General features: G+C 68.8%; 21 protein-coding genes and 1 pseudogene. 6 read left to right on the forward strand and 16 right to left on the reverse strand.

Annotated elements, in window-relative coordinates; all coding sequences use genetic code 11:
• The first annotated feature begins 84 nt into the window (after positions 1-84).
• Complete coding sequence (locus tag H5J31_RS30745) at positions 85-1,791, forward strand: hypothetical protein (RefSeq protein ID WP_181776165.1); 1,707 nt, start codon at positions 85-87, stop codon at positions 1,789-1,791.
• 366 nt (positions 1,792-2,157) lie between these two features.
• On the opposite strand, the gene H5J31_RS30750 is transcribed toward H5J31_RS30745, so the two are convergent.
• The 6 genes from H5J31_RS30750 to H5J31_RS30775 form a co-directional block, all read right to left on the reverse strand.
• Entirely contained in the window at positions 2,158-3,369 is a 1,212-nt protein-coding gene (locus H5J31_RS30750) for a DNA polymerase III subunit delta' (RefSeq protein ID WP_181776166.1), read from the reverse strand.
• Positions 3,366-5,420 carry a bifunctional MFS transporter/dTMP kinase gene (locus H5J31_RS30755; RefSeq protein ID WP_181776167.1) on the reverse strand — a complete coding sequence of 685 codons (2,055 nt, stop codon included), beginning with the start codon at positions 5,418-5,420 and terminating at the stop codon, positions 3,366-3,368. Before H5J31_RS30755 ends, H5J31_RS30750 begins: the two co-directional genes overlap by 4 nt.
• A gap of 143 nt (positions 5,421-5,563) precedes the next feature.
• Positions 5,564-6,010: a hypothetical protein gene (locus H5J31_RS30760; RefSeq protein ID WP_236005484.1), complete on the reverse strand. Its 447-nt coding sequence runs from the start codon at positions 6,008-6,010 to the stop codon at positions 5,564-5,566.
• A gap of 181 nt (positions 6,011-6,191) precedes the next feature.
• Positions 6,192-7,415, reverse strand: a complete 1,224-nt coding sequence (locus H5J31_RS30765; RefSeq protein ID WP_181776169.1) for a hypothetical protein — start codon at positions 7,413-7,415, stop codon at positions 6,192-6,194.
• Positions 7,416-7,449: 34 nt separating this feature from the next.
• Positions 7,450-8,220, reverse strand: a complete 771-nt coding sequence (locus tag H5J31_RS30770; RefSeq protein ID WP_181776170.1) for an ESX secretion-associated protein EspG — start codon at positions 8,218-8,220, stop codon at positions 7,450-7,452.
• Positions 8,213-9,004 (reverse strand): ESX secretion-associated protein EspG, encoded by a 792-nt coding sequence (locus H5J31_RS30775; protein WP_181776171.1) that lies wholly within the window; start codon positions 9,002-9,004, stop codon positions 8,213-8,215. The genes H5J31_RS30770 and H5J31_RS30775 overlap by 8 nt, the downstream gene beginning before the upstream one ends.
• Positions 9,005-9,116: 112 nt before the next feature.
• On the opposite strand from H5J31_RS30775, the gene H5J31_RS30780 reads away from it, so the two are divergent.
• The 3 genes from H5J31_RS30780 to H5J31_RS30790 are packed head-to-tail and all read left to right on the forward strand — an operon-like array spanning position 9,117 to position 11,917.
• Positions 9,117-9,710, forward strand: coding sequence for a TetR/AcrR family transcriptional regulator (locus H5J31_RS30780; protein ID WP_207899058.1), 594 nt, complete (start codon positions 9,117-9,119; stop codon positions 9,708-9,710).
• Entirely contained in the window at positions 9,707-10,354 is a 648-nt protein-coding gene (locus tag H5J31_RS30785; protein WP_181776172.1) for a VC0807 family protein, read from the forward strand. The genes H5J31_RS30780 and H5J31_RS30785 overlap by 4 nt, the downstream gene beginning before the upstream one ends.
• A 15-nt stretch (positions 10,355-10,369) precedes the next feature.
• The gene (locus tag H5J31_RS30790; protein ID WP_181776173.1) at positions 10,370-11,917 is read left to right on the forward strand and encodes a carboxylesterase/lipase family protein; all 1,548 of its coding nucleotides are present in this window, start codon (positions 10,370-10,372) and stop codon (positions 11,915-11,917) included.
• A gap of 90 nt (positions 11,918-12,007) precedes the next feature.
• On the opposite strand, the gene topA is transcribed toward H5J31_RS30790, so the two are convergent.
• Positions 12,008-14,917, reverse strand: a complete 2,910-nt coding sequence (gene topA, locus H5J31_RS30795; protein ID WP_181776174.1) for a type I DNA topoisomerase — start codon at positions 14,915-14,917, stop codon at positions 12,008-12,010.
• Positions 14,918-15,185: 268 nt separating this feature from the next.
• On the opposite strand from topA, the gene H5J31_RS30800 reads away from it, so the two are divergent.
• Complete coding sequence (locus H5J31_RS30800; protein ID WP_181776175.1) at positions 15,186-15,998, forward strand: S1 family peptidase; 813 nt, start codon at positions 15,186-15,188, stop codon at positions 15,996-15,998.
• An 81-nt stretch (positions 15,999-16,079) separates the two neighbouring features.
• Here H5J31_RS30800 and H5J31_RS30805 read toward each other — a convergent pair whose 3' ends face one another.
• The 4 genes from H5J31_RS30805 to H5J31_RS30820 form a co-directional block, all read right to left on the reverse strand.
• Positions 16,080-16,691: a hypothetical protein gene (locus H5J31_RS30805; RefSeq protein ID WP_181776176.1), complete on the reverse strand. Its 612-nt coding sequence runs from the start codon at positions 16,689-16,691 to the stop codon at positions 16,080-16,082.
• Positions 16,692-16,725: 34 nt separating this feature from the next.
• Positions 16,726-17,310: a hypothetical protein gene (locus H5J31_RS30810; protein WP_181776177.1), complete on the reverse strand. Its 585-nt coding sequence runs from the start codon at positions 17,308-17,310 to the stop codon at positions 16,726-16,728.
• 91 nt (positions 17,311-17,401) lie between these two features.
• Positions 17,402-17,956 carry a hypothetical protein gene (locus tag H5J31_RS30815; protein ID WP_328701657.1) on the reverse strand — a complete coding sequence of 185 codons (555 nt, stop codon included), beginning with the start codon at positions 17,954-17,956 and terminating at the stop codon, positions 17,402-17,404.
• A gap of 113 nt (positions 17,957-18,069) precedes the next feature.
• Positions 18,070-20,364 carry a sodium-translocating pyrophosphatase gene (locus tag H5J31_RS30820; RefSeq protein WP_181776178.1) on the reverse strand — a complete coding sequence of 765 codons (2,295 nt, stop codon included), beginning with the start codon at positions 20,362-20,364 and terminating at the stop codon, positions 18,070-18,072.
• 318 nt (positions 20,365-20,682) lie between these two features.
• Between H5J31_RS30820 and H5J31_RS30825 the strand changes: the two genes are divergently transcribed.
• Complete coding sequence (locus H5J31_RS30825; RefSeq protein ID WP_181776179.1) at positions 20,683-23,229, forward strand: DEAD/DEAH box helicase; 2,547 nt, start codon at positions 20,683-20,685, stop codon at positions 23,227-23,229.
• Between the two features lie 32 nt (positions 23,230-23,261).
• Here the strand turns inward: H5J31_RS30825 and H5J31_RS30830 are convergent, their stop codons facing one another.
• From H5J31_RS30830 to H5J31_RS30850, 5 genes and pseudogenes are all read right to left on the reverse strand, one after another.
• On the reverse strand, positions 23,262-23,888 hold the full coding sequence (locus H5J31_RS30830; RefSeq protein ID WP_181776180.1) for a bifunctional DNA primase/polymerase: 627 nt from the start codon (positions 23,886-23,888) through the stop codon (positions 23,262-23,264).
• A 419-nt stretch (positions 23,889-24,307) separates the two neighbouring features.
• Positions 24,308-24,664, reverse strand: a complete 357-nt coding sequence (locus tag H5J31_RS30835) for an Rv3654c family TadE-like protein (protein ID WP_181776181.1) — start codon at positions 24,662-24,664, stop codon at positions 24,308-24,310.
• A complete protein-coding gene (locus H5J31_RS30840; protein WP_181776182.1) occupies positions 24,661-25,002 on the reverse strand; it encodes a TadE family type IV pilus minor pilin in 342 nt (113 codons plus the stop codon). Before H5J31_RS30840 ends, H5J31_RS30835 begins: the two co-directional genes overlap by 4 nt.
• Positions 25,002-25,175, reverse strand: a complete 174-nt coding sequence (locus H5J31_RS30845) for a DUF4244 domain-containing protein (protein WP_181776183.1) — start codon at positions 25,173-25,175, stop codon at positions 25,002-25,004. The genes H5J31_RS30840 and H5J31_RS30845 overlap by 1 nt, the downstream gene beginning before the upstream one ends.
• 24 nt (positions 25,176-25,199) lie before the next feature.
• Positions 25,200-25,381, reverse strand: a pseudogene (locus tag H5J31_RS30850) (type II secretion system F family protein); the annotation flags it as partial.

The raw sequence follows: 25,381 nt of genomic DNA on the forward strand, positions 1-25,381 counted from the left end.
CCTTCTCCGGCCACCGTCGTTAGGGTCCTATGACGCCGGTCTCAGTCCCCCAAGATCGGCCCATCCCCACTGGAGGACCTGTTCATGCGGCAACGACTGCCCCGTGTGCTGGCGCTTCCGGCCGCCGCGGCCCTGCTTTTGCTGACCGCGGCTCCGGCGACCGCCCAGACGATGCCGACCACGCCGATCCCCGATCCGGCCAATCCGGGTCAGCCGCCGATGTCGGCTCCGATCGGTCCGCAGCCGACCGGCCGCGCGGTGGGCGACGCGGGGGCCGCGCTCGGCGTGCTGCGGCTGCTGCCGAACGCCGTGCCGACCAGCGCGATCCTGCCCGGCGCCGGCGAGATGCTGCCGAAGCAGTCCGTGCTCGAAGCCGGGATGGGGCTTTCGAGCGCACAGGCCAACTCCGAGGCCTACCTGAGCTACGAGAAGTCGATCGCGCAGTCGTCGCCGTTCGGCCTGTCTGCCGCGGGCAACGCGCCGCAGACACCGGGCAGCCTCGTGCAGACGGCGTTGCCGGACAACCCGAAGCCGATCAGCGGCGGCCTCAACGCGCCGAAGAACCCGCTGTTCAACCTCGGTCTTCTCAACGGTGAAGCGCACGCGCGCTGGAGCCCGACGCTCGGCCCGTGCGTCGGCACGATCGCCGACTCGAGCACGTCCATCGCGAACCTCTCGCTGCTGCCGACCATCCCGAACATCCCGGGTGCCGAGCAGCTGACCCAGGCGAGCGAGCAGCTCCAGGCCGGTCTCAAGGGGCTTCCGGGTCCGCTGGCGAGCCTGGGCGGTCTGCTTTCGGGGACCAGCGCCAGCAGTGACGGCAAGGGCGCGGTGCTGAGCCTGCCGAACACGCTGTCGTCGCGTTCCGTCGTGCGGCTGGTCGACATCCCCGGCACGAAGAACAAGGCCGTCGAATCGACGTCGACCCTGCAGGCCGCCAGCATCGAACTGCTGAAGGGCACGCCGCTGGGCCTGACGATCAAGGTCGCCAGCCAGCCGACGCTGCGCGTCACGTCGACCGGTGACAAGAAGACGTCGAAGGTCGAGTACTCCGCGCCGGTGCTGCAGATCGTGCGCGGCGACAAGGTGCTGTTCACCCTCGACGCGAACAACCCGACCAAGGACATCCCGATCGGCATCCCGCTGCCGTCGCTCAAGCAGGTGCCGGGCTTCGAGCAGCTGAAGAACGTGCCGGTCATCGGCGGGCTCGCGGAGCTGATCAACGGTGCCACGAAGCAGCTTCCGGGCGGCGAGGCCGGCAACGGGCTCACCCTCGACCTCGGTGTGCTGAAGCTGTCGATCGCCGGGCTGAACCAGAAGTCCAGCGACATGACGTCGCCGATCAAGGGCTACCAGGTGGGCGCCTCGGCGCGACTGCTGGACCTGCAGATCCTGCCGACCTCCGCGCTGCAGAAGGCGCTGCCGCCGGAGGCCGCGAAGAACCTGCCTTCGTCGCTGGCTCAGGTCTCGCTGGGCGAGCAGATCGCCCGGGCTTACGCGCCGACCGGTGGTGTCGAATGCGGTACGACGTCCGCTCCGCCCGCGGGCAACAACGGTGGCTCGGCGCCGAAGGGCCCGGTCAAGAACCTGGCCTACACCAACGCCGCCTACGACACGGTGCCGATGTTCTGGACCGGGACCGCGATGCTGCTGATCGGTGTCGTCCTCGTGGCCGCGATGCCGGGACGGCGTCGGCTTTCGGTGGTTCCGGTTCGGCTGTCCTCGCCGTCTCCTTCGCCTTCGGGGAAGGACGACCCGGACTTCAAGCCTTCGCCGCGACCGCGCACCTAGACGGGGCGAGGAGGGTGATGAACGGTCCTTTCACGCCTTGCCCCCGCGTGGGAGGCCCGTTCGTACCGCCCTCGGTCGCCTGATTCTCGCCTGAAGTACATGAAGGCCCCCTTACCTTTGCGCTGGACGCAGGGAAGGGGGCCTTCATGTACTCGGCAAGGCGTGAAGGACTCATTGCCACTCGCGGCCGGACCCGAATCCACTTCACTTACCCACAGCACTTATCCACAACGTCCCCAACCTGTGGACAACTCCCGTGACCAGCGCTTTCCCGCCCCCATCCCCGGTAGACTGGACTCGGGGTCGCCCCCCTGGGACGGGCGGGGGGCTGGGGTAGGGCCGCTGAGGTACGACGCGTGAAGTCAGTCAGCCTTGGCGCAGGGTGGTGACCATGGCTTCGACGGCGATCCGCGGTTTCACGTTCAGGTCGATGGCCTCGCGGCATTCGAGGACGGCTTCGAGGCGGCGCAGGATCGAGTCGGGTGCCCAGGCGGAGGCGGCCTGCGAGATTTCCGACGCGTGGTCGGGGTGGTTCAGGGTCGCGCCCGCCGCGCCGCTCGCGGTCACGAGGACGTCCCGGTAGAACGCGGCGAGGTCCACCAGTGCCAGGTCGAGGGTGTCCCGCTGGGTCCGGGTCGCGCGCGACTTCTGGCGCTTCTCCAGTTGCTTGACGGCGGCCTCGGCGGCTCGTTTCGCGCCCCCGACGCCCTTTCCGATGCCATCGCCGCCCATGGCGGTGCGGAGTTCGGAACGTTCGGCCTCGTCGCGGACCTTGCTCTCCTCGCCCGCGTCGGCCTCCGCCGCGCTGATCAGCTGATCGGCGCAAGTGAACACATCGGACGGACGGCGCAGGCCGAGCGGGATCCGCAGCACCGTCGCGCGCCGCTGCCGTGCGGCCTCGTCGGTGGCGAGCCGCCGCGCACGACCGACATGTCCACTGGAGACGGACGCGGCCCACCGCGCCCGCTCGGGTTCGATGCCGTCCCGTTCGATCAGCACCTGCGCGATCGCTTCGGACGGCGGCGTCCGCAGGGTGACCAGACGGCACCGCGAGCGAATGGTCACCGAGACGTCGTCCGGGTGATCGGAAGGCGCGCACAGCAGGAAGACCGTGCGGTCCGGCGGCTCTTCGACAGCCTTCAGCAGAGCGTTCGACGCGCCTTCGGTCAGCCTGTCGGCGTCCTCGATGATCACCACCTGCCACCTTCCGGTGGTCGGGCGGCGGGCCGCGGCCTGGACCAGCGAGCGCATTTCGGCGACGGAGATCGAGAGGCCTTCGGGTGCGACGAGTTTGACGTCGGCGTGCGTGCCGGCGAGCACGGTGCGGCAGCCGGGGCATTCCCCGCAGCCGGTGCCGGTGCTGCACTGCAACGCCGCCGCGAAGACCCTGGCGGCGGTCGAGCGACCCGATCCGGGTGGCCCGGTGACCAGCCACGCGTGGGTCATCGCCCCGGGCGCGACAGGCTGGTTCTCGATGATCCGCGCGGCCGCCATCGACGCCGAAGAAAGCGTGCGCGCGGCGGGCTCCTGGCCGACGAGCTGCTTCCAGACACCGATCAGCACAGGGGCTTCCGTCATCTCGCCTCGACCTTTTCCTCCGCCGGGGCCAGCCCGGCGAGCCTGCCGACGAGCACCGCGCGGACAGCGGCCCGCACCCGGTCGCTCACTTCGTCTTCGGTGCCGTCCGCGTCGACCACGACATACCGGTCCGGGTCGGCGGCGGCCATCTCCGTGAGCAGATGCTGCACCCGCCACTGCGCGTCCAGGGACTCCGACTTCCGCATCACCGTGCCGGGATCGGCGTCGAGCAGGACGGTGATGTCGGGCCGCAGCCGGTTGGTCGCCCAGTCCGCGAGCCCTTCGAGTTCCTGGCTGTCCAGCCCGGCGACCGCGGACAGATGCGCCAGCGGCGAGTCCACGAACCGTTCCATGACGACGACGGAACCGGCGTCGAGCGCGGGCTGGATGTCCCGTTCGACGATGTCCGCGCGCACCGCGGCGGCGGCGAGCGCCTGCGCCCGCGCACCGGTCAGCGAAGCACCGGAAAGCAGCTTCGCGAGCCGCTGGTCGTCCAGCGCCGGGTCGGCCGCCAGGACGACGGGACGCGTACCCGCGCGCAGCCACTCGGCCAGCCGCGCGGCCTGGGTCTCGGTGTTGATCGCCCTGGTGCCTTCGAGCGCGATCAGCAGCCCGTTGACGCGGCGCGGGCTGCGGCGCAGAGCGTTGCGGAGGTCGGCGAGGATCGGCTCCGCACGCCGGTCGTCCATCTGCCGGTAGGCGATGATGCCCGCGAGCAGGGCCAGGACACCGCCGCCGATCATCACCGGCCGCGTGCCGTCGATCGTGATCGTGCCGCCCCACAGGCTGAGCTCGGTCTGCTGGACCGCGCTGATCACCACCGGGACCAGGATCGTCGAGCCGAACAGCACGATCTTCATCAGCGACTGGTAGATCGCGTTGATCCGGCCGCGGATGGCGTCCTCGATCCGCGAACCGATGATCGTCACCCCGGTCAGGAACGCGGTCCCCGCCCAGACACCGACAGCGGCCACCGCGACCAGCGATACGGCGAGGTGCGGCGACAGCGCGACGACGATGAGACACAGCCCGGCGGCGACGATCGAGAGGCCGAACAGCCGGTCGTGCGCGAGCCGCCGCGCGAGCTTCGGGGCCACGGCCATACCGGTGGCGAGGCCGAGGAAGACGGCGAGGACGAGGAGGTTGAACGCCGCGTCACCGGCGAGCAGGCTCGACGAGTACGGCTTGGCGGAACCGATCACCGCGCCACCGGCCGCGAAAGCGCCGAAAGCGCCGATCATCAGCCCGCGTACCAACGGCGTCGTCCGGACGAACCGGGCGCCGTCGGAGATCATCTGCCGGAAGCCGAACTTCTCCTCGTCGGCCGACTTGACCTTGGGTTTGTCCGTCGAGTGGACGTTGCGCAGCGAGAGTTCGGGGATCCGGGTGGCGATCACGATCGCGCTGGTCAGGTACAGCAGACCGGTGATGACGACGGCGACCTTCGCGATGCCGAGCTGGGCGTCACCCTGGAAGAAGTGGAACGTGGTGTTACTACCGGTGAGCACGGCGTTCGCGCCGGCCGCGGTGATCACCGCGAGGCCGTACGTCATCACCATGCCGAGCTGGTTCGCCGTCTCGACCTGATCCGGCCGGCGCAGCAGGTTCGGCACCGCCGCGTCCTTCGACGGGATCCACATCATCGAGCAGCAGCCGACCAGGAAGTTCCCGACGAACACCCACCACGGCGTGCCGACGAAGGCGATCGACAACAGGAACCCGCACCGGCCGAGGTCGCAGAGCACCATCACCTTGCGCCGGTCGAACCGGTCGGCGAGCAGCCCGCCGAGCGGTGCGAACAGCAGTCCGGGCAGCAGCGACGTCAGCACGACGCCGACGAACGCGAAGTTCTGCGCCGCGTAGCTGTCGGTCAGCTTGGTGACGAGACCGGTCAAGGTCAGCAGGTTCAGCCAGTCCGCGACGCTGCACAGATAGGTGACGCCCCAGAGCCGGCGGAACGGCTTGATCGCCAGCACCCGCCGCACGCGGTGGATGGTGGAGGCGTCACGGTTCGTCGGTCCACCCGTGCCCGCTTCGGGCACTGACTGCACGCCCTCGCTGATACGCCCCACCCCACTAGTCACGCGGCGCCGGACGACCCGGGTATGCGCCGAGTCCCCCGACCGTACGGCCAGGGTATCCCGATGGGTGACGTGAGGAGGGACGGGCCCGTCCGGCGCTACCGCCGGACGGGTTACGAGAAGATCCCCGCGATGCTGTTGAACAGGCTGGCCAGCAACTGGATGGCGAGGATCGCGAAGACGATCATGAGCGCGACCGCGATCATCACACCGGCGGTGTTCGAGGACGGCTTACCCAGCCTCGGAAGCTGCATGGAACGCTTCGCCCGCCGTACTTGGACCTCGTCCTCTTCATCGACGTCGACAGGCTCCTCCGGCTTCGGCCGACGAGGCTGACGTAGCAGCTGCGGCGGCCTCGAAGGCCACGTGCGCTGCTGGGGCAGGATCCCGATCGGCGTAGCGCCTTGCTCACCGACCGTGCTGACGATCTTCGAGGGCGGCAGACCGGCGGACTGCTCGGCACCCGGCGTCTGCGCCGGCTGCTCGTCCGCCAGCATGGCCGCGTTGACCATCCGGCTGACGACTTCGGGATCGTGCTGGACCGGCCCTGGGACCTTCACGTGAATCTCGTCGCCGGTACCCGACGGAGTGTTTTGCGCCGCCGGATTGGTCGTGACCAGGCCGGATAGCGGATCGGCGAAGGTATCGCCCGGAGGATCTGCCTGTGTGCCGTCGCCTTTCGCGATTTCGGGGGCATCGAAGAAGGGGGAGTCGCCCTTCCCGCTCATGGTGACCACCTCACTACGGAATGTCCTCTGCTTCCAGGGTAACCACCTCGGCCCGGCGCACATCCGCCCAATGGGCCAGATAAATGTCACGCGCGGCGAGGCTGATCTTCACATCTTCCAGCAAAGGCTCGAAGAAAGAACGCCGGTACCGAGCATCTGTCGCGGTCGAAGCGGCGAAGTACAAACCGGAGAAAACCGCAAGGAAAAGGGAGACATTGATGAGCGCGGAACTCACCGGAAGGGGGACACCCAGCAGTGTTCCCGGCTCGGACACGCGGCCGGCGAACTCCGTCACCACCTCCGGTTGAAGGATCAGCACCCCGAACACGACGAAGAAGGCGAACACGAGCGCGCCGAACGCCACGATCTGCACCGCCTGGGCGAAGAACAGCACCAGTGTGATGTTCAGCCGCTCCATCCTGGAGAGCGCCACCCGCCTCGGCAGCGGAGCGTCGTCATCGTCGAACGGCGTGCCGCGCAGGACGGCCGCCCCCGGTTCCACGGTCCAGGACTTCAGCTCGGTCATCTCGTCGGACAGCATCGAGATCAGGAACACCGCGCCGATCACCGTCAGGAACCCGACCACCAGCCACAACCGGCCGGGGCTGAGCCGTTCCACCGCCTGCCACAGCTCGGCGGTGAAGAAGCTGAACATCACCACCAGCAACAGCAGCGGCAACGCCCGCGACGCCAGCGTTCCGATCGCCCTGACCTGCGCGACCGCACTCCGCGCGGCCCAGGTCAGGATCGAGCCGACACCGATCCGCACCAACAGCGTCAGCAAGGCCAGCGCGGCCAGATTGGTGAGCATGGCGAGCCACAGCGGGTCCTCCCACGACACCAGCCCGGTGAGCCGCTCGCCGAGCGGCAGCACCAGCACCCAGAACCCGATCGTCGCGGCCATGACGGCCAGCCGGACCCGAGTGCGGTGCAGCGCCCGGAGCAGCTTCGCCATCAGGCGGCCCGCGACCACCGGCACCACGACCACGGCGAACGTCAGCACCAGCACACCGAGGACGTAGGCGACGCCGCTTTCGCGCATTCTCGCTTCGAGCACGTCCGCGGGGACGTCGAGCAGCTTCAGCAGCCCGGCCAGCAGCAGGTCGAGCAGGCACAGAAAGACCACCCCCGGCGTCGACCGGCGCAACATGCCCGCCCCGCGCCTTCGCCGGTGGATGACCATCGGCAGCCCTCGCCGCCGGAACCACGCGTCCGCGGCGCGCCGGTCCAGGTCCATACCCGCCCTCCCCCTCGTCCATCGCCCAAGGCGGCTACGTCCGGCTCAAGTCCACCGCCTCGTGCAGCCAGCCGGCCAGTGCCCGGCGGTCCATTCCACCGAACATCAGCCACCCTTCGGAAGGGGCGGCGTACAACACGAACCTCCCCAGATCGTTGTCGACGATCACGAAGCCGTAGTCCGGATACTCGGCGTTCAGTCCGCCGAAGGCGACCAGATCGAGGATCGCCGTCCCGGTCCGCGGCCTGCTCAGCATGTCGCCGACCAGGCCGACCTCTTCCTCCTGACCGCTCAGCGGAACGCCGTGCTCGTCGATCCGGATGCGCATCGGTGCCACTTCACCGGCGGGGACATGCGGGAGCCCGCCGAAGACCCGGGCGCCCAGTTCGCCGAATTCGCTCAGGCTGAAGGTGGTCCGCCGCCCGGACCGCATCCGCCAGACGACCGCCTGCTGGCCGTCGCCGTAGCAATCGACCCGCACCGCGCGGGGCGCGGACGCGAAGACGCCGGTGAGCACGCCTCGCACCGAACCCCGCAGCATCACGCCGTGCATCTGGACCGCGGCGGGATGGATCTCGCCGTTCTCCATCAGCCCGGCCTCTTCGAGCAGCGCCGCCTTGGCCGCGTACCGCTCGGCCTGCGCGACGAGGTCTCCCGGTTCGTCGTAGGACGGGCACAGCCGCCGGATCTCGTCGTCGGTGACCTCCGGGTCGTAGCCCAGGTACACGCTCCGGCGCTCGGGCACCGCGCGCAGCACCGGCTCGGCGGCGCGCTTCATCAGTTCCTTCACCGTCGGCTCACGCATGGTTCTGCACCGCCTTCACGATCCATTCCTCGGCCATCGACCGGCTGGCCGGACCCCAGGTGAGCGTCCAGCGGCCTTCGCTGTCCATCGCCGCACTGAACTGGTAGCGGCCGAGGTCGTTGTCCACCAGGCCGAACGCGCCGTGCGGATACTCGGCGAGGATGGCGTTCCGCACCGCGAGATCGACCAGGACCGTCCCGTGACGCGGACGCGAAGCACCCTCACGGATCACCTCGACGGCTTCACGCGCCTGCACGGGGATCAGCCCGCCGGCGTCCGTCTCGATGCGCACGGTCTCGCCAGGGCCCGGTGGGTGATCGGGCAGCCCGTCGAACACCCAGCCCGGCAGCGCGCTGAGGAAACCGGACCGCAGCCGCGCTCGCCTGCCGAGCTTGTTCAGCACCGTGGTGTAGTCCTCGTCGCCGAAGAACCGGACCTCCCAAGGCTCCGCGCGCGACGGGAAGACCCCGGTCACCACACCGCGGATGAACCCGCCGCGAAGTGCGCGGTAAAGCCCGACGGCCTCGGGCGTGACCTCTCCGCCGGGGGCCAGCCCGATCGCCGCCATCCCGCTCACGAACCGGGTGTACTCCTCCACCTCCTCGGCCAGGGTGAGCCCTGGAGTCGGCTCCTCGTCGGCCAGCACGGCCGGCACGGCGAGTTCCGGGTCGTAGAACTCCATCACCGAGGGACGCTCCGGAACCTCGGCGGCCAGCGGGGCGATGACCTCGTCGATGACGTCGAAGACAGCGGTCGTTGAAGTGCTCACCTGACCATTGAACACCCTGGTACCGACAATTTTTAGAACTTTTGTTCGAACGGGTGAGGTCGTTCGGCGAGCGGTCGGTGAGCGGTTCCCGGTGGACAGTTTTGCTCAGCTGAGCTATTTTTTGCTCATGCAAGCAAAAGCGAAGTCGTTCACCGAGAGTGCCAGGCGCGCACAGATCGTGGCCGCGGCCATCGAGACGATCGCCGAGCTCGGATACGGCCGCGCGTCGTTCGCTCAGATCGCGAAGCAGGCGAAGCTGTCGAGCACCGGCCTGATCTCGTACCACTTCGCGAACAAGGAAGAACTCGTCCGCACGATCCTCGAAGACGTCTTCGGCGAGATCGGCGCCTTCATGGCGGAGCGGATGAGCTCACCGGAGTCCGCGAGCGCGGCACTGCGGACCTACATCGAGGCCAACCTGGAGTTCGCCGCCGCCCAGCCCATCCGGATGCGGGCGCTGCTGGCGATCTTCGTCGGCGGCGCGCTCGACTACGACCCGGCCTCCGAGCAGCGCGCGCTGGAGCCGGTGGAACGGATCCTGCGCTGGGGCCAGGAGAGCGGCGAGTTCCGCGAGTTCGACGTCCGCGTGATGGCGACGACCATCCGCCGGTCGGTGGAAGGTCCGGTGTTCCTGCTCGCCGGGCCGTCGGAACTGGATCTCACCGCCTACGCCGAGGAACTGGTGACCCTCTTCGACCTCGCGACCCGAAGGCCGACATGACCTCCGTGATCCGCCAGTGGGGCATGGTGCTACTCGAAATCGTGGTGCCCGTGGCGGGGTACTACGTGCTGCGGGCCTTCGGCATGGACGTCCTGTTAGCGCTCGCCCTCTGCGCGCTGCCGACCGTGCTCTTCGTGCTGTACCGGGCGATCAGGCTGAGGAAGGTCGACACGTTCGCGATCTTCGTGCTGACGATCTTCGCGGTGAGCGTCGGCGTCTCGTTCGTCACCGGCAGTCCCCGTTTCATGCTGGCGAAGGCCGGCTGGTTCACCGGCGCGATCGGCGCCGCGTTCCTGGTGTCACTCCTGTTCACCAGGCCGCTCGCCTTCACCCTGGCCCGCTCGATGCTGGCGAGGAGCCCGTGGGCCGAGACCCTGCGCGCCACCGAATGGAACGACCTGTGGCCGCGGCACCGCTGGTTCCGGCGCGCCTGGCGCGTCGCGACCGTTCTCTGGGGCGTCGGACTGCTCGCCGACGCCGCCGGGCGGGTCCTGATGGCGTACGCGCTCCCGGTCGACGCCGTTCCCGCCCTCGGCACCGCGTTGTACGGCGTCACCTTCGTCGCCGTGCAGGTGATGCAACACCTCTACTTCCGCCGGGTGGGCCTGTGGCGCCGTCTCGCGGAGAAACCCGTCCACACCTGACCGAAAGGGAATCCCATGCACCTGTTTTCGATCCTCCTCGCCGGCCTGATGACGATGCTTCCCGTCGCCACCCCGCCGGACCCGCTCGTCGCGCGCACCGACGCGGGTCTGGTTCGCGGCAAGGAATCCGGGCCGACCCGGACGTTCAGCGGGATCCGGTTCGCAGCGCCGCCCGTCGGCGAGGACCGCTGGAAGCCACCACGGCCGCCGGAGCCCTGGAAGGGCGTCGCCGACGCCACGAAACCGGGGAACTTCTGTCCACAAAGCACCACCGGCGCTCCCCTTACCGATGAGGACTGCTTGTTCCTCAACGTCACCGTGCCACGTGACGCGGGCGGCCGACGGCTTCCGGTGCTCGTCTGGCTGCACGGCGGCGGCTACACGAGGGACGCCGGGAGCCTCTACGGCGCGCAGCGGCTGGCCGATCAGGGCGGCGTCATCGTGGTGACGACGAACTACCGGCTCGGCGTATTCGGCTACTTCGGACATCCGGGACTCGCGGGATCCGGTGATTTCGGCCTGGCGGACCAGCTTTCCGCGCTGCGCTGGACGCAGCACAACATCGCGTCGTTCGGCGGGAATCCCGGCGACGTGACGGTGGCCGGGCAGTCCGCCGGCGGGATGAGCACCTGCGCGCTGCTGACCTCGCCCGCCGCGACCGGCCTGTTCCACAAGGCCGCGATCATGTCCGGCTCGTGCCTGTTGAACTGGCCGCCCGGTGGCCTGATCCCGAACCAGGACGCGCAGACGCCGTACTCACCACTCGCCGAGACCGAGGCCGACGGCAAGGCCGTCGCCACGAGTCTCGGGTGCACGGGTCCGGCGGCGGTCGAGTGCCTCCGCCGCCTGCCCGCCGCGGATCTGTTGCCGCATACGCAAACCTTCGCCAACCACCTGACCTACGACACGCCTCTGCTGCCGTCCGATCCCGCGAAAGCGTTGCGCCACGGCGCTTACCACCGCGTTCCGGTCATCTCCGGCGGGACGCACGACGAAATGCGGTCGTTCGTCGCCGGCGTCGCGATGGTCAAGCCGATCACCGAGGAGCGTTATCAGGAGTTCCTGCGCAAGGCGTTCGGCGAGTACGCGGACGAGGTCGGGGCGAAGTATCCGTCGCGGGACTACGAATCTCCTGCGATGGCGTGGGCGACGGTGACCACCGACCGCTCGTGGGCCTGCCCGACGGCCGAGGCGGACCGCGTGATGTCCGAACGTGGTCCCGTTTACGCCTACGAATTCGACGACAAGAACGCACCCAACGTCAACGGCGTCGAGGCTCCGGGCCTGCCGCACGGCGCGGCACACGCCCTCGACATGGCGTACCTCTTCGAACTGGGCGGATTCGACCTGATCGAGCGCCCCGAGCAGAAACGCCTGTCGGACCAGATGATCGCGTACTGGACCGCTTTCGTCCGCACGGGTGATCCGAACACGCCGGGTTCACCGCGCTGGGACCCGTACGGCGGCCGCGGTCCGGTGCTCTCGCTCGCCCCGGACGCGATCAGGCCCACCGATCACGACGTGGATCACCGGTGCGGCTTCTGGGCTTCTGTCGGCTCGTGACGCTCCGCGCCCGGATGCTATGAAAGGCCCGTTACTTGCAAATTTTGCAAGTAACGGGCCTTTCATAGCGCGCTTGTGCGAGAGCTAGCGCTACTTCGTCTTCGTAGCGGTGGAACGCGCAGCCGGCTTCTTCGCGGCCGTTGTGGACTTCGCGGCCGTCGTCGACTTCGTCGCGGTGGTCTTCTTCGCCGCGGTCTTCGTGGCCGTCGTCTTCGACGCCGTGGTCTTCCGCGCCGGAGCCTTGCGCTTGGGCGCCGGGCCCTTCGCGCGCTTCTCCGCCAGCAGTTCGGCGCCGCGCTCGGCGGTCAGTTCCTCGATGCTGTCCGACTTCCGCAGCGTCGCGTTGTACTCCCCGTCGGTCACGTACGGGCCGAAGCGGCCGTCCTTGACCACCATCGGCTTACCGGACACGGGGTCGTCGCCCAGTTCTTTGAGCGGCGGCTTCGCGGTCGCGGAGCGTCCACGCTGCTTCGGCTCCGAGTAGATCTTCAGAGCCTCTTCGAGAGTGATCTCGAAGAGCTGATCCTCGGTCGTGAGCGAACGCGAGTCCGTGCCCTTCTTCAGGTACGGCCCGTAGCGCCCGTTCTGCGCCGTGATCTCGTCGCCGGACTCGGGGTCCTTGCCGACCACGCGCGGCAGCGAAAGCAGCTTCAGCGCGTCTTCGAGGTTCATCGTCTCGATAGACATGGACTTGAACAGCGAACCCGTACGCGGCTTCGGCTGCTTCGCCTTCGCGGCCTTCTTCTGCGCGGCAGTCGCGCCTTCGGGCAGCGGCTCCGGCTCGGGAAGGAGCTCGGTGACGTACGGGCCGAAGCGGCCTTCCTTCGCCACGATCTCGTGCCCGCTGACCGGGTCGGTGCCGAGCACGCGGCCTTCCTGCGGCGTCGCGAACAGCTTCTCCGCGAGTTCCAGGGTCAGCTCGTCCGGCGGCAGGTCCTCGGGCAGGTTCGCCCGCTGCGACGTGCCGTCGACCTCGCGTTCGAGGTACGGGCCGTAGCGGCCGACGCGCACGACGACGGTGTGGCCTTCGGGGTCGCTGAACAGCGGGATCGAGTTGATCTCGCGGGCGTCGATGTCCTCGACGCCGGAGCCGACCAGCTTCTTCAGCCCACCGAGCCGGCCGACGGAACCGTCGACGCCCATGTCGCCGCCGAAGTAGAACTTCGACAGCCACTGCGTACGGTGCTCGTCACCGGCGGCGATACGGTCGAGTTCGTCCTCCATGCCGGCGGTGAAGTCGTAGTCGACCAGCCGCTCGAAATGCCGCTCCATCAACCCGATCACGGCGAACGCGACCCAGGAGGGAACCAGCGCGGAACCCTTCTTCCATACGTAGCCGCGGTCCTGGATGGTCTTGATGATCGACGCGTACGTCGACGGGCGGCCGATGCCCAGCTCTTCGAGCTTGCTGACCAGGCTCGGCTCCGAGTAGCGCGCGGGCGGCGACGTGGTGTGCCCGTCCGGGCTCAGCTCGGACGCGGTCAGCGCCTGGTCCTTGACCAGCTGCGGGAGACGGCTCTGCTTGTCGTCCGCCTCGCCACCGCTTTCGGTGTCGACGGCCTCGACGTACGCCTTGAGGAACCCGGCGAAGGTGATCGTGCGGCCCGAAGAGGCGAAGGTGACTTCTTCGCCGCTGGTGGCGGTGCCGACGATGCGCACCGACATCGTGGTGCCCTTCGCGTCCGCCATCTGCGACGCGATCGTGCGCTGCCAGATCATCTCGTAAAGGCGGTACTCGTCGGTGTCCAGATCCTTCGCGACCTGGCCCGGCGTACGGAAGACCTCGCCCGACGGACGGATCGCCTCGTGGGCTTCCTGCGCGTTCTTCACCTTGCGGGTGTACTGGCGCGGCGACGGCGAGACGTATTCCTTGCCGTACAGCTGCGTCGCCTGGCTGCGCGCCGCCGAGATCGCCGACTCCGACAGCGTCGTGGAGTCGGTACGCATATAAGTGATGTAACCGTTCTCGTACAGCTTCTGCGCGATCCGCATGGTGCGCTCGGAGGTGAACCGCAGCTTGCGACCCGCCTCCTGCTGCAGGGTCGAGGTCATGAAGGGCGCGTACGGCTTGCGGGTGTACGGCTTCTCTTCGACGCTCGCGACCTTGAAGTCACGGTTCTTCAGCGCCTCGGCCAGCCGGACCGCGTCGGCCTCGGCAAGCACGCGGATCTCGTTGTTCGAGGAGGTGCCGGTCTTCAGCTGACCGTCCGAGCCGAAGTCACGGCCGGTGGCCAGACGCGCGCCGTCCACGGCGATCATCCGGGCCGGGAAGGTGCGAGGCGCGGCCTCGGCACCGGCATCCATCGTGGCGGAGATGTCCCAGTACGACGCCGAGGTGAAGCGCATGCGCTCGCGTTCCCGCTCGACCACGATTCGGGTCGCCACGGACTGCACACGGCCCGCCGAAAGCTTCGGCATGACCTTCTTCCACAGCACGGGCGAGACCTCGTAGCCGTAGAGCCGGTCCAGGATGCGGCGCGTCTCCTGCGCGTCGACCAGGTCGCCGTCGAGCTCACGGGTGCTGTCGGCGGCGGCACGGATCGCCTGCTCGGTGACCTCGTGGAAGACCATCCGGCGGACCGGGACCTTCGGCTTGAGGGTCTCCAGCAGATGCCACGCGATGGCTTCGCCCTCGCGGTCGGGGTCCGTGGCGAGATAGAGCTCGTCGACGTCCTTCAGCAGGCTCTTCAGCTCGGTGACCTTGGACTTCTTGTCCGGGGTCACGACGTAGAGCGCCTTGAAGTCGTTGTCGACGTCGACACCCAGCCGCGCCCACGACTCGCCCTTGTACTGGGCCGGCACGTCGGCCGCGCCGCGGGGAAGGTCCCGGATGTGCCCGACGGACGACTCCACGACGTAGTTGACGCCGAGGTACGGGGCGATCTTGCGGGCCTTGGTCGGCGACTCGACGATCACCAGCCGACGACGGCCCGCGCCGTCGTCCGACGCCGCGGTCTTCTTCGTCCGTGCTCCTGCCACGCTGTCCTGCTCTCCGCTCATCTTCGGCGCCTTCGCGCCGCCTCTCGACCCGTCAGTGTGCACGCTCATGCCGCCCGGACCACGTCTAGGTGGCACAACACGCCGCCGATCGTGTGTCCAGCGCATCGCCGCTGACCTCGCCGATGTTTCCTTTCAACACCTAGCACGTGATGTCGGACACGTCCGCCTGGGGTGCCGCGTGATCACCCGAACACCCTCCGTTCGACGGTGGTGGCTCCCTTCCGCCAACGCTTCACTTGATGTCCACGCCGACCCGAAAGGACTCCACGTGACCCGACGACTCCTCGGCACGCTGTTCGCCATGCTGACCGCATCCGCCCTGGTCGGGGTGACCCCGGCGGAAGCCGCCACGACCACCTTCGCCGGAACGGTGGCCTTGTCGAACTGCTCCGGGTCGGTGGTGAAGCCGCCCGAGGCGAGCCTTTCCGACCCGGCCCTCGTCCTCTCCAACGGGCATTGCCTCCAAGAAGGTTTCCCGGACCCTGGAGAAGTAATCGTCAACCAGCCGTCATCACGGACCTTCAGCCTGCTGTCCAAGGACGGCCGCTCGTCACTGGGCACCCTCAAGGCGAAGAAGCTGCTCTACGCGACGATGACCGACACGGACGTCTCGCTGTACCAGCTCAACACCAGCTATTCCCAGATCCAGGCGTCCTACGGTATCGCCCCGCTGACGCTCTCGCCGACCCGTCCGTCGGCCGGCGTCGCGATGGACGTCGTCTCCGGTTACTGGAAGAAGATCTATTCCTGCAACGTCGACGGCTTCGTCCACGAGCTGCACGAGGCGGACTGGGTCTGGAAGGACTCGATCAGGTACACCTCGGCGTGCAAGACGATCGGCGGGACCTCGGGGTCGCCGATCATCGAGACCTCGACCGGCAAGGTCATCGGCGTCAACAACACCGGCAACGAGAGCGGCCAGCGGTGCACGATGAACAACCCGTGCGAGGTCGACGCGGCCGGGAAGGTAACCGTGCGGAAGGGCATCAACTACGGGGAGCAGACCTATCAGCTGACCTCTTGCCTTTCGCGTAGTGAGCTGGACCTGGCGAACCCGAACTGCAAGGCGCCGAAGCCCTGATTCCCCTCGCTCGAGTGCTATGAACGGCCCGTTACTTGCAAATTTTGCAAGTAACGGGCCGTTCATAGCACTTGGTGAGCGTCAAACAGCACGAACGACGGGGACCAGGCTCGGCCAGGCCGGCTCCGCCCCGGCGGGCGCGTCACCGATCAGCTCCAGCACGTGCGCCAGCCGCCGTCGGCCCGTGACCCGCAGAAACGCCTCCTCGCCGCGCTGCACCTTCGCCGGTACGCCGAGCTGCGCGAGCGCGCGGATGAGCCGCTCGTGCGTCTCCGGCGCCTCCGGATCGAGCGCGAGCAGGTAGCCGTTGCCCTGAGGGCTGCCGCCCGCCAGCGCCCACATCCTCAGCATCGCCCCGTCGAGCCGGAACCCGTCCGGCAGCACCTTCTCCTCGCCCCGGCTCCACCGCCGCTCCAGTGGCAGCAGATCGACCCGGAACGGCGTTCTCACCAGCGGGCGTCCGCATTCGGCGGCCGAGACCTGCGCCTCGGCACCACGCCGACGGCATTCACGGGCGAGAGCACGCGCCCGCCACTGCTCGTCGACCACGGCGGACAGCCGTGCCGCCGTCCGCCCGAAGCCCGCCATCCGGCCGGGCCCGCACAGCACACCGGCGAGGTCGGCGAGCCCTGGCCCGCTCGCCTCCGCCGAGAAGAGCGAGATCGTCCCGTCCACCCGGACAGAATAGAACACAAGTTCGAGTCATGGCCAGTGATAGTCCGGTGACTCAACGCGGTTGTTTCACCAAGTCCTGGCAAACCGGGATCCGGCTACTGGCCGTGGCGAGCTGAGGCACGTCGTTAAGGCCCCTGAGAAGGTCCAGGCGGTCCAGTTCGTCGAGCGAGGTCCGGGCGTCGCGAAGCGCCGTCTTCGTCGTCTCGGAGTCGGTTGAGGAGTCGAGACGGTGCCGGACGTCGTCGGCGCGGGAGCGGATGCCGTCGAGTTGGGCGACGGCGGCCGTCCGCGAGGCGTCACCGCCGGCGACCGGGGACGGGCCGATGGTGCCGAGTGCCGCCGACGTGCGCCTCAGCCCGTCGGCCACCGAGGCCATCAACTGACTGGACGTCCGGGAGGCCTGCTCGGGCGTGCTCGGATCGACACTGGGCAACGTCGCCATCGTCCGCACGAGCCCGCCGACCGCGCCGCAGTATCCCTCCGCCCAGGCGGAGGCGGGATCGGCCGCCGACGGACTGACCGTCGCGAGGCCTTCTTGTCTTGCGTGGGAAGTCACCGGGGGCTGCTGCCCGCACCCGGCCAAGCCGAGCCCGATACTTGTTACCAATGCGGCAAGGACGGTGGACCGCGGCCGCACGAAAACACCTCCCGACCTGACGACTTCCCGGCTGGCCCCCGACGGTACCGATACCGGGGGGCATTGCAAATCAACGTGACGACAAGAACGCTCAGGAAGGCAGCTTCTTGCAGTTCGGCGCCTGCTGGGCCAGCGACTTCAGCGAAGCGTTCGTTTCCAGCTGCTGGAACGGATCGGGCATGTCGTTGATGTCGGACCCGATCTTCCGGAACGCGACCCCGGCCTCCGCCGTGGCGATCTTGTCGTCCTTCGCCGAGGCGTCCAACTTGGACTTCGCGGCGACGACCTGGTCCCGGATCGGGGTCAGCGCGTCCACGATGCTCTTGCGCGCGGCTTCCGCCTCCGGGCTCGGCGGCTGACCGAGTCCCCGCAGACCGTTGACGGCGTTGTCGAAACCGGGCGCGAACACGCCGAAGGCCTCATCCATCGCCTTGCGGGCACTCCCGACGTCACCCTGGTCGACGTCGGGCATCTTGAAGTCGCCGATCTTCGCGAAGTCGATCAGCGAACCGCAGAAACCGTCCATCCAGGACCCGCCCGCCGCTGCGGCGGGGGAAGAAGGAGAAGGTGCGGCGGTGGGCGTCTCGGCGCCACCACAACCCGCCAGCAGGAACGCGGCGGCGAACAGAGCGAACGAACGCCTCACGGCAGGGACTCCCCGGATCAGGATCGGTGTGACGCGCAGAGATTAACGCGCGCCGGACAGACGCCGGGCCCGCCACAGGAACGTGGCGGGCCCGGCGGTGGAACTTTTCGGCGCTACGCCTTCGCTTCCGCGGGCGTGTCGGAAAGAACCGACTCGCGACGCTTGGAGACGACGATCGCGGCGACGATGATCGCGACGGCCACCAGCGAGATCCCGATCCGGATGCCGACGTTGGCGTCCGCGCCGATCGAGAACTGCACGACCGCCGGAGCGATCAGCACCGACACCAGGTTCATCACCTTGATCAGCGGGTTGATCGCCGGACCGGCGGTGTCCTTGAACGGGTCACCCACGGTGTCACCGATGATGGTGGCCTCGTGCGCGTCCGAACCCTTGCCGCCGTGACTTCCGTCCTCCACGAGCTTCTTCGCGTTGTCCCAGGCACCACCGGAGTTGGCGAGGAAGATCGCCATCAGGGTGCCGGAAGCGATCGCACCGGCCAGGTAACCGGCGAGTGCGCCGGTGCCGAGGCCGAAGCCGACCGCGATCGGAGCGAAGACCGCGAGCAGACCGGGTGTGGTCAGCTCACGCAGCGAGTCACGCGTGACGATGTCGACGACCCGGCCGTATTCGGGACGGGTGGTGCCCTCCATGATGCCCGGGATGTCGCGGAACTGGCGGCGCACTTCGTAGACGACCGCGCCGGCGGCCCGGGACACCGCGTTGACCGCGAGACCGGAGAAGAGGAACACGACCGCCGCACCGACGATCACGCCGACGAGGGTGTTCGGGCTGACCACCGAGTTCACGAAGAAGTTCACCGCGCTGGTGCTCGCCTCCGCCGCCTCCGGGATCGACTTCAGCGCCTTGCTGATCGCGTCCTGATAGGACCCGAACAGCGCCGTCGCCGCGAGGACCGCCGTGGCGATCGCGATGCCCTTGGTGATGGCCTTGGTGGTGTTGCCGACGGCGTCGAGTTCGGTGAGGATCTGCGCCGCGTCCTCGTCGACGTCACCCGACATCTCGGCGATGCCCTGCGCGTTGTCCGAAATCGGGCCGAAGGTGTCCATCGCGACGATGACACCGACGGTGGTGAGCAGACCGGTACCGGCCAGCGCCACGGCGAACAGCGCGACGCCGCCACCGAGCAGGTACGCGCCGAAGACGGCCGCGCTGATGACCAGGGCGGTGTACACGGCGGACTCGAACCCGACCGAGATACCGGCCAGGATCACCGTCGCCGCACCGGTTTCCGAGGACTTGCCGACCTCCTTGACCGGCTTGTGCTCGGTGCCGGTGTAGTAGCCGGTGAGCTTGAGGATGATCGCCGCGAGCACGATCCCGATGATCACCGAGATGGTCGCGATCAGCGCCGGGTTACCGGATTCGCTGGTGGCACCGCTGGTCAGCTCGGAGAACGAACCGGGCAGGTAGACGAACGCCGCGATCGTCGAGAGCACCGCGGAAATCCCCGCGGAGATGTAGAACGAGCGGTTGATCGTGACGAGACCGCCTTCGCCCGCCTTGGCCTTCGTGATGTAGACACCGATGACCGCGGTGATCACGCCGATGGCGGGAACGATGAGCGGGAAGATCAGGCCGTGCACGCCGAAGGCGGTGCTACCCAGGATCAGCGCCGCCACGAGCATGACCGCGTACGACTCGAAGAGGTCCGCCGCCATCCCGGCGCAGTCGCCCACGTTGTCACCGACGTTGTCGGCGATGGTGGCCGCGTTGCGCGGGTCGTCCTCGGGGATGCCCTGCTCGACCTTGCCGACCAGGTCCGCGCCGACGTCGGCGGCCTTCGTGAAGATACCGCCGCCGACACGCATGAACATCGCGATCAGCGCGGCACCGAAACCGAAGCCCTCCAACACCTTCGGAGCCTGTCCGGTATAGACCAGAACGACCACCGCGGCACCGAAGAGGCCGAGACCGACGGTGATCATGCCGACGACGCCGCCGGTGCGGAACGCCAGTCGCATCGCCTTCTCGCGACCGCCGGTCTCACGCGAAGCGGCCGCGACACGCAGGTTCGCCTGCGTCGCCAGCCACATGCCGAGGTAGCCGATCGCGAAGGAGAATCCCGCGCCGACCAGGAAGAAGATGGACCTGCCGATCTTCTCGTTCCAGTCATCGGCCGGCAAAGCGAAGAGCAGCACGAACACGATTCCCCCGAAGATCACGAGGGTGTTGCGCTGCCGTTTGAGATAGGCAGCCGCGCCTTCCTGCACTGCCTTCGCGATGTCCTGCATCTTGGAGGTGCCCTGGCCCGCGGCCAGCACCTCCTTGAGCAGAACGTAGCCGATGACCAGTGCGGCAAGGGCGACCACGGCGATTACACCGACGATGGTGTAACCACCTCCGGAGAGCGTGAGTTCGCCCTCCGCGAGGAACTGCCGGGACATTCGTCCTCCTGGAGACGTCGCCGTTGGCCAACGACGATCCGCCGATGGAACCGGCGGCTCGCGCGCTGGCATGGGGATCTGAGCCGAGCGTCACGCTAGTCGCACTGCAAGGCACGTCTCACATGACGCTCGCCACAGACGGTGTGGATTGCGGGAGTGTATTGGTAGTGGGATGGAGGACGGCAAGGCGTCCCCGCCACCGCACGTTCCGTTACCTTGTGAGGCTGGTCACTGTATCGATCATCCGCGGACCCTCCCGGTGTGCGATCCGGGCCCGGGCGGCCGTTTTCTGTCGGGGCCCTGTGCGAAGCTCGGAAGGTGGACGGCACCGCGGAATCCGGGAAGGGCAGGCGGCTTCTCGACCGCGCGACGGCGGGGATCCCGGCTTCGCTGTACCCGGTCACCCATGTGGCCGAGCTACCCGCACGATCGGCCGATTCCGTGGACTGGCCGGAGTGGGCGGCGCCGCCGGTCGTCGAAGCGCTGACGGCGAACGGGGTCACGGCGCCGTGGCGACATCAGGCCGAAGCGGCGTCACTGGCGCGCGAGGGCAAGCACGTCGTCATCTCCACCGGCACCGCTTCCGGTAAGTCGCTCGCGTACCAGTTGCCCGTGCTGTCGGCGTTGACCGAGGACGAGCGGGCTTCCGCGCTGTACCTCTCCCCGACCAAGGCGCTCGGCGCCGACCAGTTGCGCTCCGTGTCCTCTTTGGACATCAAGAAGGTGCGCGCGGCGTCGTTCGACGGCGACACCCCACTGGAAGAGCGTGACTGGGTCCGCGCGCACGCGAACTGGGTGTTCACGAACCCGGACATGCTGCATCGCGGGATCCTCTCGTCGCATTCGCGCTGGTCCCGGTTCTTCCGGCGGCTCTCGTTCGTCGTCGTCGACGAATGCCACAGCTACCGCGGCGTCTTCGGCTCCCATGTGGCGTTGTTGCTGCGCAGGCTGCAACGGGTCGCCGCGTACTACGGCGCTTCGCCGGTCTTCGTCCTCGCGTCGGCGACGACAGCGGACCCGGCCGCGTTCGCGTCGAAGCTCTCTGGGCGGGACTGTGTTCCGGTCACCGAGGACGGCTCGCCGCGGGGCGCCCGCACGGTGGCGTTGTGGGAACCCCCGCTGCTGTCCGAACTTTCCGGCGAGAACGGCGCACCGGTGCGGCGCTCGGCGGGCGCCGAGGCCGCGCGGATCCTGGCCGAACTGGTCATCGAGGGTGCCCGTTCACTGGCGTTCGTCCGGTCGCGTCGAGGCGCGGAACTCACCGCGCTCGCCACCCGGCGGATCTTGTCCGAAGTGGACGGTGCACTGGCGGAATCCGTTGCCGCTTATCGGTCGGGCTACCTTCCGGAGGAGCGCCGCGCGCTTGAAGCGGCGTTGCTGTCCGGACGCCTGCTCGGGGTGGCGACGACCAACGCGCTCGAACTCGGCGTGGACATCGCCGGACTGGACGCCGTGGTGCTGGCCGGCTACCCGGGCACGCTCGCGTCGTTCTGGCAGCAGGCCGGACGGGCCGGGCGCGCGGGTGACGCGGCACTGGTCGTGTTCGTGGCCCGCGACGATCCGCTGGACACCTATCTCGTGCACCATCCGGCCGCGATCCTGGACCGGCCGGTGGAGGCCGCCGTCCTCGACCCGTCGAACCCGTACGTGCTGGGACCGCAGCTGGCCTGCGCCATCGCCGAACTCCCGCTGACCGAACCGGAGGTCGCGGCCTTCGGCGGTGACTCCGCGCGCGCCGTCCTCGCCGATCTGGTCAGGGAGAAGATCGTCCGCCGCCGCACGAGCGGCTGGTATTGGACCTCGCGCGACCGGCCGCACGCCGACGTCGGCATCCGCGGTTCGGGTGGAGAGCAGATCGCCGTGGTGGAGGCCGATTCCGGGCGGATGCTCGGTACCGTCGACCCGGGTTCCGCCTGCTACGCGGTGCATCCCGGCGCGGTGTACCTGCACCAGGGTTCGTCCTACGTGGTCGACGAACTGGATCTGGAGACCGGTCTCGCCCTGGTGCACGCGGAGGATCCGGACTGGACCACGTCGCCGCGGGAGATCGTCGACATCAGTGTGCTGCGCACCGAGGAAAGTCAGGTGCACGGCGGGGTCACGGTGAACCTCGGCGAGGTGTCGGTGAGCTCGCAGGTAGTCGGCTACTTGCGGCGTCGTCCTTCGGGTGAGGTGCTGGATCAGACTCCGCTGGATCTGCCGGAGCAGAGCCTGCACACCCGCGCCGTCTGGTACACGATCTCGGCGGAGCTGCTCGGTGTTTCCGATGGCCCCGGGGTCGATGGCTTGGCGGGGACCGGGGGCCATCGGGCGGGGACCGAAGTTCTGGAGCCGGTGGGGACCGGAGGCTCCAGGGTGGGGACCGAGGATTCCGGGGGCGTGGGGGCTGCGCCCCCACAGGGTGTCGAGCGGGAGTTCGGCGAGCGCTCTGCGCGAGCAGAGCTCTCCGACTCCCGCTGCGGGACACCGGGGACGAGCGCCGAGTTGGATCCGGCGCGCGTCCCCGGTGCCCTGCATGCCGCCGAGCACGCGGCGATCGGCCTGCTACCGCTGTTCGCTACGTGCGACCGCTGGGACATCGGCGGGGTGTCTACCGCGTGGCACGAGAACACCGGGGAGGCGACGGTGTTCGTGCACGATGGCCATCCCGGGGGTGCGGGATTCGCCGATCGCGGGTTTGCCGCAATTGTCCCTTGGCTGGCCGCAACGCGGGAGGCGATCGTTTCCTGCGAGTGCCCGGCCGGCTGCCCGTCCTGCGTCCAGTCGCCGAAGTGCGGGAACGGCAACGATCCGCTGGACAAGGCGGGGGCGGTGGCCGTTCTGGACACCGTGCTCGGGGCGTTGCGTCAGCACGGGTCCCAGTAAGGCCACTGGGTGGCTTTGGAGTTGTGGGTTGATCAGGCGGCGGTGGTCAGGGTCGCCACGGGGGTGGCGGTCCTGGCACCGGCCAGCGCACGGACGAGCACGTCGTGCACCTCGGCGGCCTCGGGCAGCTGCCAGCCCCAGACCTCCGGCTTGACCCGCCAGTGCACGACACCGTGCTGGAACGGCGACGGGGGCAGCGGGATGTAGTCGTTCGCGCCGTGCCACTGGATCGAGGCCTGGTCGGCCAGCTCCCGCGGGATGCTCGTGGCGACGGTGGTGAGGAACAGCCAGCGACCGTTCGGCATCGCGACGATCGGGGCCGGGTGACCGGTGGCCCGCAGCAGGCGGGCGGCCGCCTTGCCGAGCTCGTCGTCGACCTCGATGGCGTCCAGCACGGTGCCGGTGGCCACGAGCAGGCTGTGCGTGTCGTCGCCGAACCACGTGGCGACCTCGTGCGGGTGGGTCTCGATCAGTTCACGCCAGTTGTCCTGCGCGGGGACGGGACGCCGCCAGGTGAGGTCGTCACCCTCGGCGGTGAGCGCCGCGGGCTCGGCACCCGGGAGCACCGGCCAGCCACGCCAGGCGAGACCGATCGCCTCCGCACGCATTTCGATACGGAAGGCGCCCCGCCAGCTGTCCGGCCAATTCGCGTCCAACATTACTGTCCCTGCCTCAGGTCAACTCTGTCCTGTGTCTGTCTCTGCCGCGCCGGCTCCGGCGAACTTTTCGAAGTGGCGCACATCTCAATAAACGGCAAGTTGCACATCGGGAGAAGACCTCGCGCGACAACCGGCGGTTACTTAGCGATGAACGCGCGGTAGTCCGACCGGACGGACCGAACACCGGGCGTCCGATGAACGGGCGTGCGCGACCGGCGCGATGCCGTTCGTCGCAGCCGAGCAGGGGATCCAGGCCCGGTGAACCCGCTCGCGACCGGCGGTGTGCGGCCGTTCGGCGGAGCGCTGATCATGCATTCGACCGCTCGCCGCGCGTCAACGACCGCTGCTCGCGCCAAGCGGTTACTCGCCCGTACTCCTTGCCGGTTACCGCCGGGCGACCGTTCGCCGTGCGACGTCCGTCACGGTGGCCGGTCGACCGGTCCCGCCCGGGCGCGCGCTTCCGGGGGCCTGAAGGTCGCCAAATGTCCCGACAGCACTGACCGCACCTCGACCAGGGCGTCACCCCTGTCCCAGCGGCAGGTCAGCAGTGTGACCGACATCCGGACCGTGACCTGTCGTGCCCGCTCGCAGGCCGCGACAGGACCGTCCGTCGCGTGCGAGGCCGCCGCGAGTGCCGCCAGATCGGCGGCGGCCTCGGTGTGGTGCCGGGCCGTGACGGCGGCGCCGATCCAGAAGGTGAACGCCGCGACGCAGACCAGGACGGCGGCGATCGAGGCCGCCCACGCCGTCGCGAAGCCCCTGTCGTCCGTGCTCACGGCCCGCTCCCCGGCTCGGCGATCGCGAAGGCGCGGGAGCGCAGCCGGACGCCCGGCAGCAGTCCGGCGACGGGTTCGGCCTCGACGCCGGCGGTGATGGCATCGCCTTCGCGGACGACGTCCAGCCGGGCTCCGCCCGGCGCTATCTCCCGTACGGCCTGTTCGGCGCGGGCGGGTTGCCCGCGAGCGAGGAGCCGGGCGGCCTCGCGGGCCGCGTCGGTGCAGCGGACCTGATCGGCGGCGACCCCGACCCCGGCCAGCAGGAGAGCCGAAACGAACGTCAGCGCGACGATGCCGAGCGCGGCCTCCACCGTGACGGACCCGCGGTCGCCTCGCATCAGGACTTCACCGACAAGGCCCGCTCGATGAGCGCGGTGATCCCGGCGACGACGGCTTCGCTGTTGACGATCAGATAGAGGACACCGGCCAGCGCGGCGGCGGCCAGGGTGGCGATGGCGTACTCGACGGTCGCCATGCCGTCGTCGTCGCGGAAGGTGGGGAGGTTGCGCATGGAAGTGCCTTTCGTGGGAAGGGTCTAGAGGACGCCGTCGAGCCGGGCGGCGAGGCCGAGCACGACGGGCAGGACTCCGAGGCAGAGGAACGCGGGCAGGAAGCAGAGGCCGATCGGTGCGGCCAGCAGGACTCCGGCCCGTTCGGCGCGTTCCTCGGCTTCGGACGAGAGCGACTCGCGCAGCCGTACCGCGAGGTCTCGGGCGT

The sequence above is a fragment of the Amycolatopsis pittospori genome (genome assembly GCF_013870525.1).
GTDB lineage: Bacteria > Actinomycetota > Actinomycetes > Mycobacteriales > Pseudonocardiaceae > Amycolatopsis > Amycolatopsis pittospori.

Excerpts from the sequence above, each read along its gene's own strand:
- H5J31_RS30770 (WP_181776170.1), bottom strand. The coding sequence starts at position 8,220 with ATGCGTGAGCCGACGGTGAAGGAACTGATGAAGCGCGCCGCCGAGCCG.
- topA (WP_181776174.1), bottom strand. The coding sequence starts at position 14,917 with ATGAGCGGAGAGCAGGACAGCGTGGCAGGAGCACGGACGAAGAAGACC.
- H5J31_RS30790 (WP_181776173.1), top strand. The coding sequence starts at position 10,370 with ATGCACCTGTTTTCGATCCTCCTCGCCGGCCTGATGACGATGCTTCCC.
- H5J31_RS30785 (WP_181776172.1), top strand. The coding sequence starts at position 9,707 with ATGACCTCCGTGATCCGCCAGTGGGGCATGGTGCTACTCGAAATCGTG.
- H5J31_RS30830 (WP_181776180.1), bottom strand. The coding sequence starts at position 23,888 with ATGTTGGACGCGAATTGGCCGGACAGCTGGCGGGGCGCCTTCCGTATC.
- H5J31_RS30745 (WP_181776165.1), top strand. The coding sequence starts at position 85 with ATGCGGCAACGACTGCCCCGTGTGCTGGCGCTTCCGGCCGCCGCGGCC.
- H5J31_RS30780 (WP_207899058.1), top strand. The coding sequence starts at position 9,117 with ATGCAAGCAAAAGCGAAGTCGTTCACCGAGAGTGCCAGGCGCGCACAG.
- H5J31_RS30750 (WP_181776166.1), bottom strand. The coding sequence starts at position 3,369 with ATGACGGAAGCCCCTGTGCTGATCGGTGTCTGGAAGCAGCTCGTCGGC.
- H5J31_RS30765 (WP_181776169.1), bottom strand. The coding sequence starts at position 7,415 with ATGGACCTGGACCGGCGCGCCGCGGACGCGTGGTTCCGGCGGCGAGGG.
- H5J31_RS30840 (WP_181776182.1), bottom strand. The coding sequence starts at position 25,002 with ATGCGAGGCGACCGCGGGTCCGTCACGGTGGAGGCCGCGCTCGGCATC.
- H5J31_RS30845 (WP_181776183.1), bottom strand. The coding sequence starts at position 25,175 with ATGCGCAACCTCCCCACCTTCCGCGACGACGACGGCATGGCGACCGTC.
- H5J31_RS30820 (WP_181776178.1), bottom strand. The coding sequence starts at position 20,364 with ATGTCCCGGCAGTTCCTCGCGGAGGGCGAACTCACGCTCTCCGGAGGT.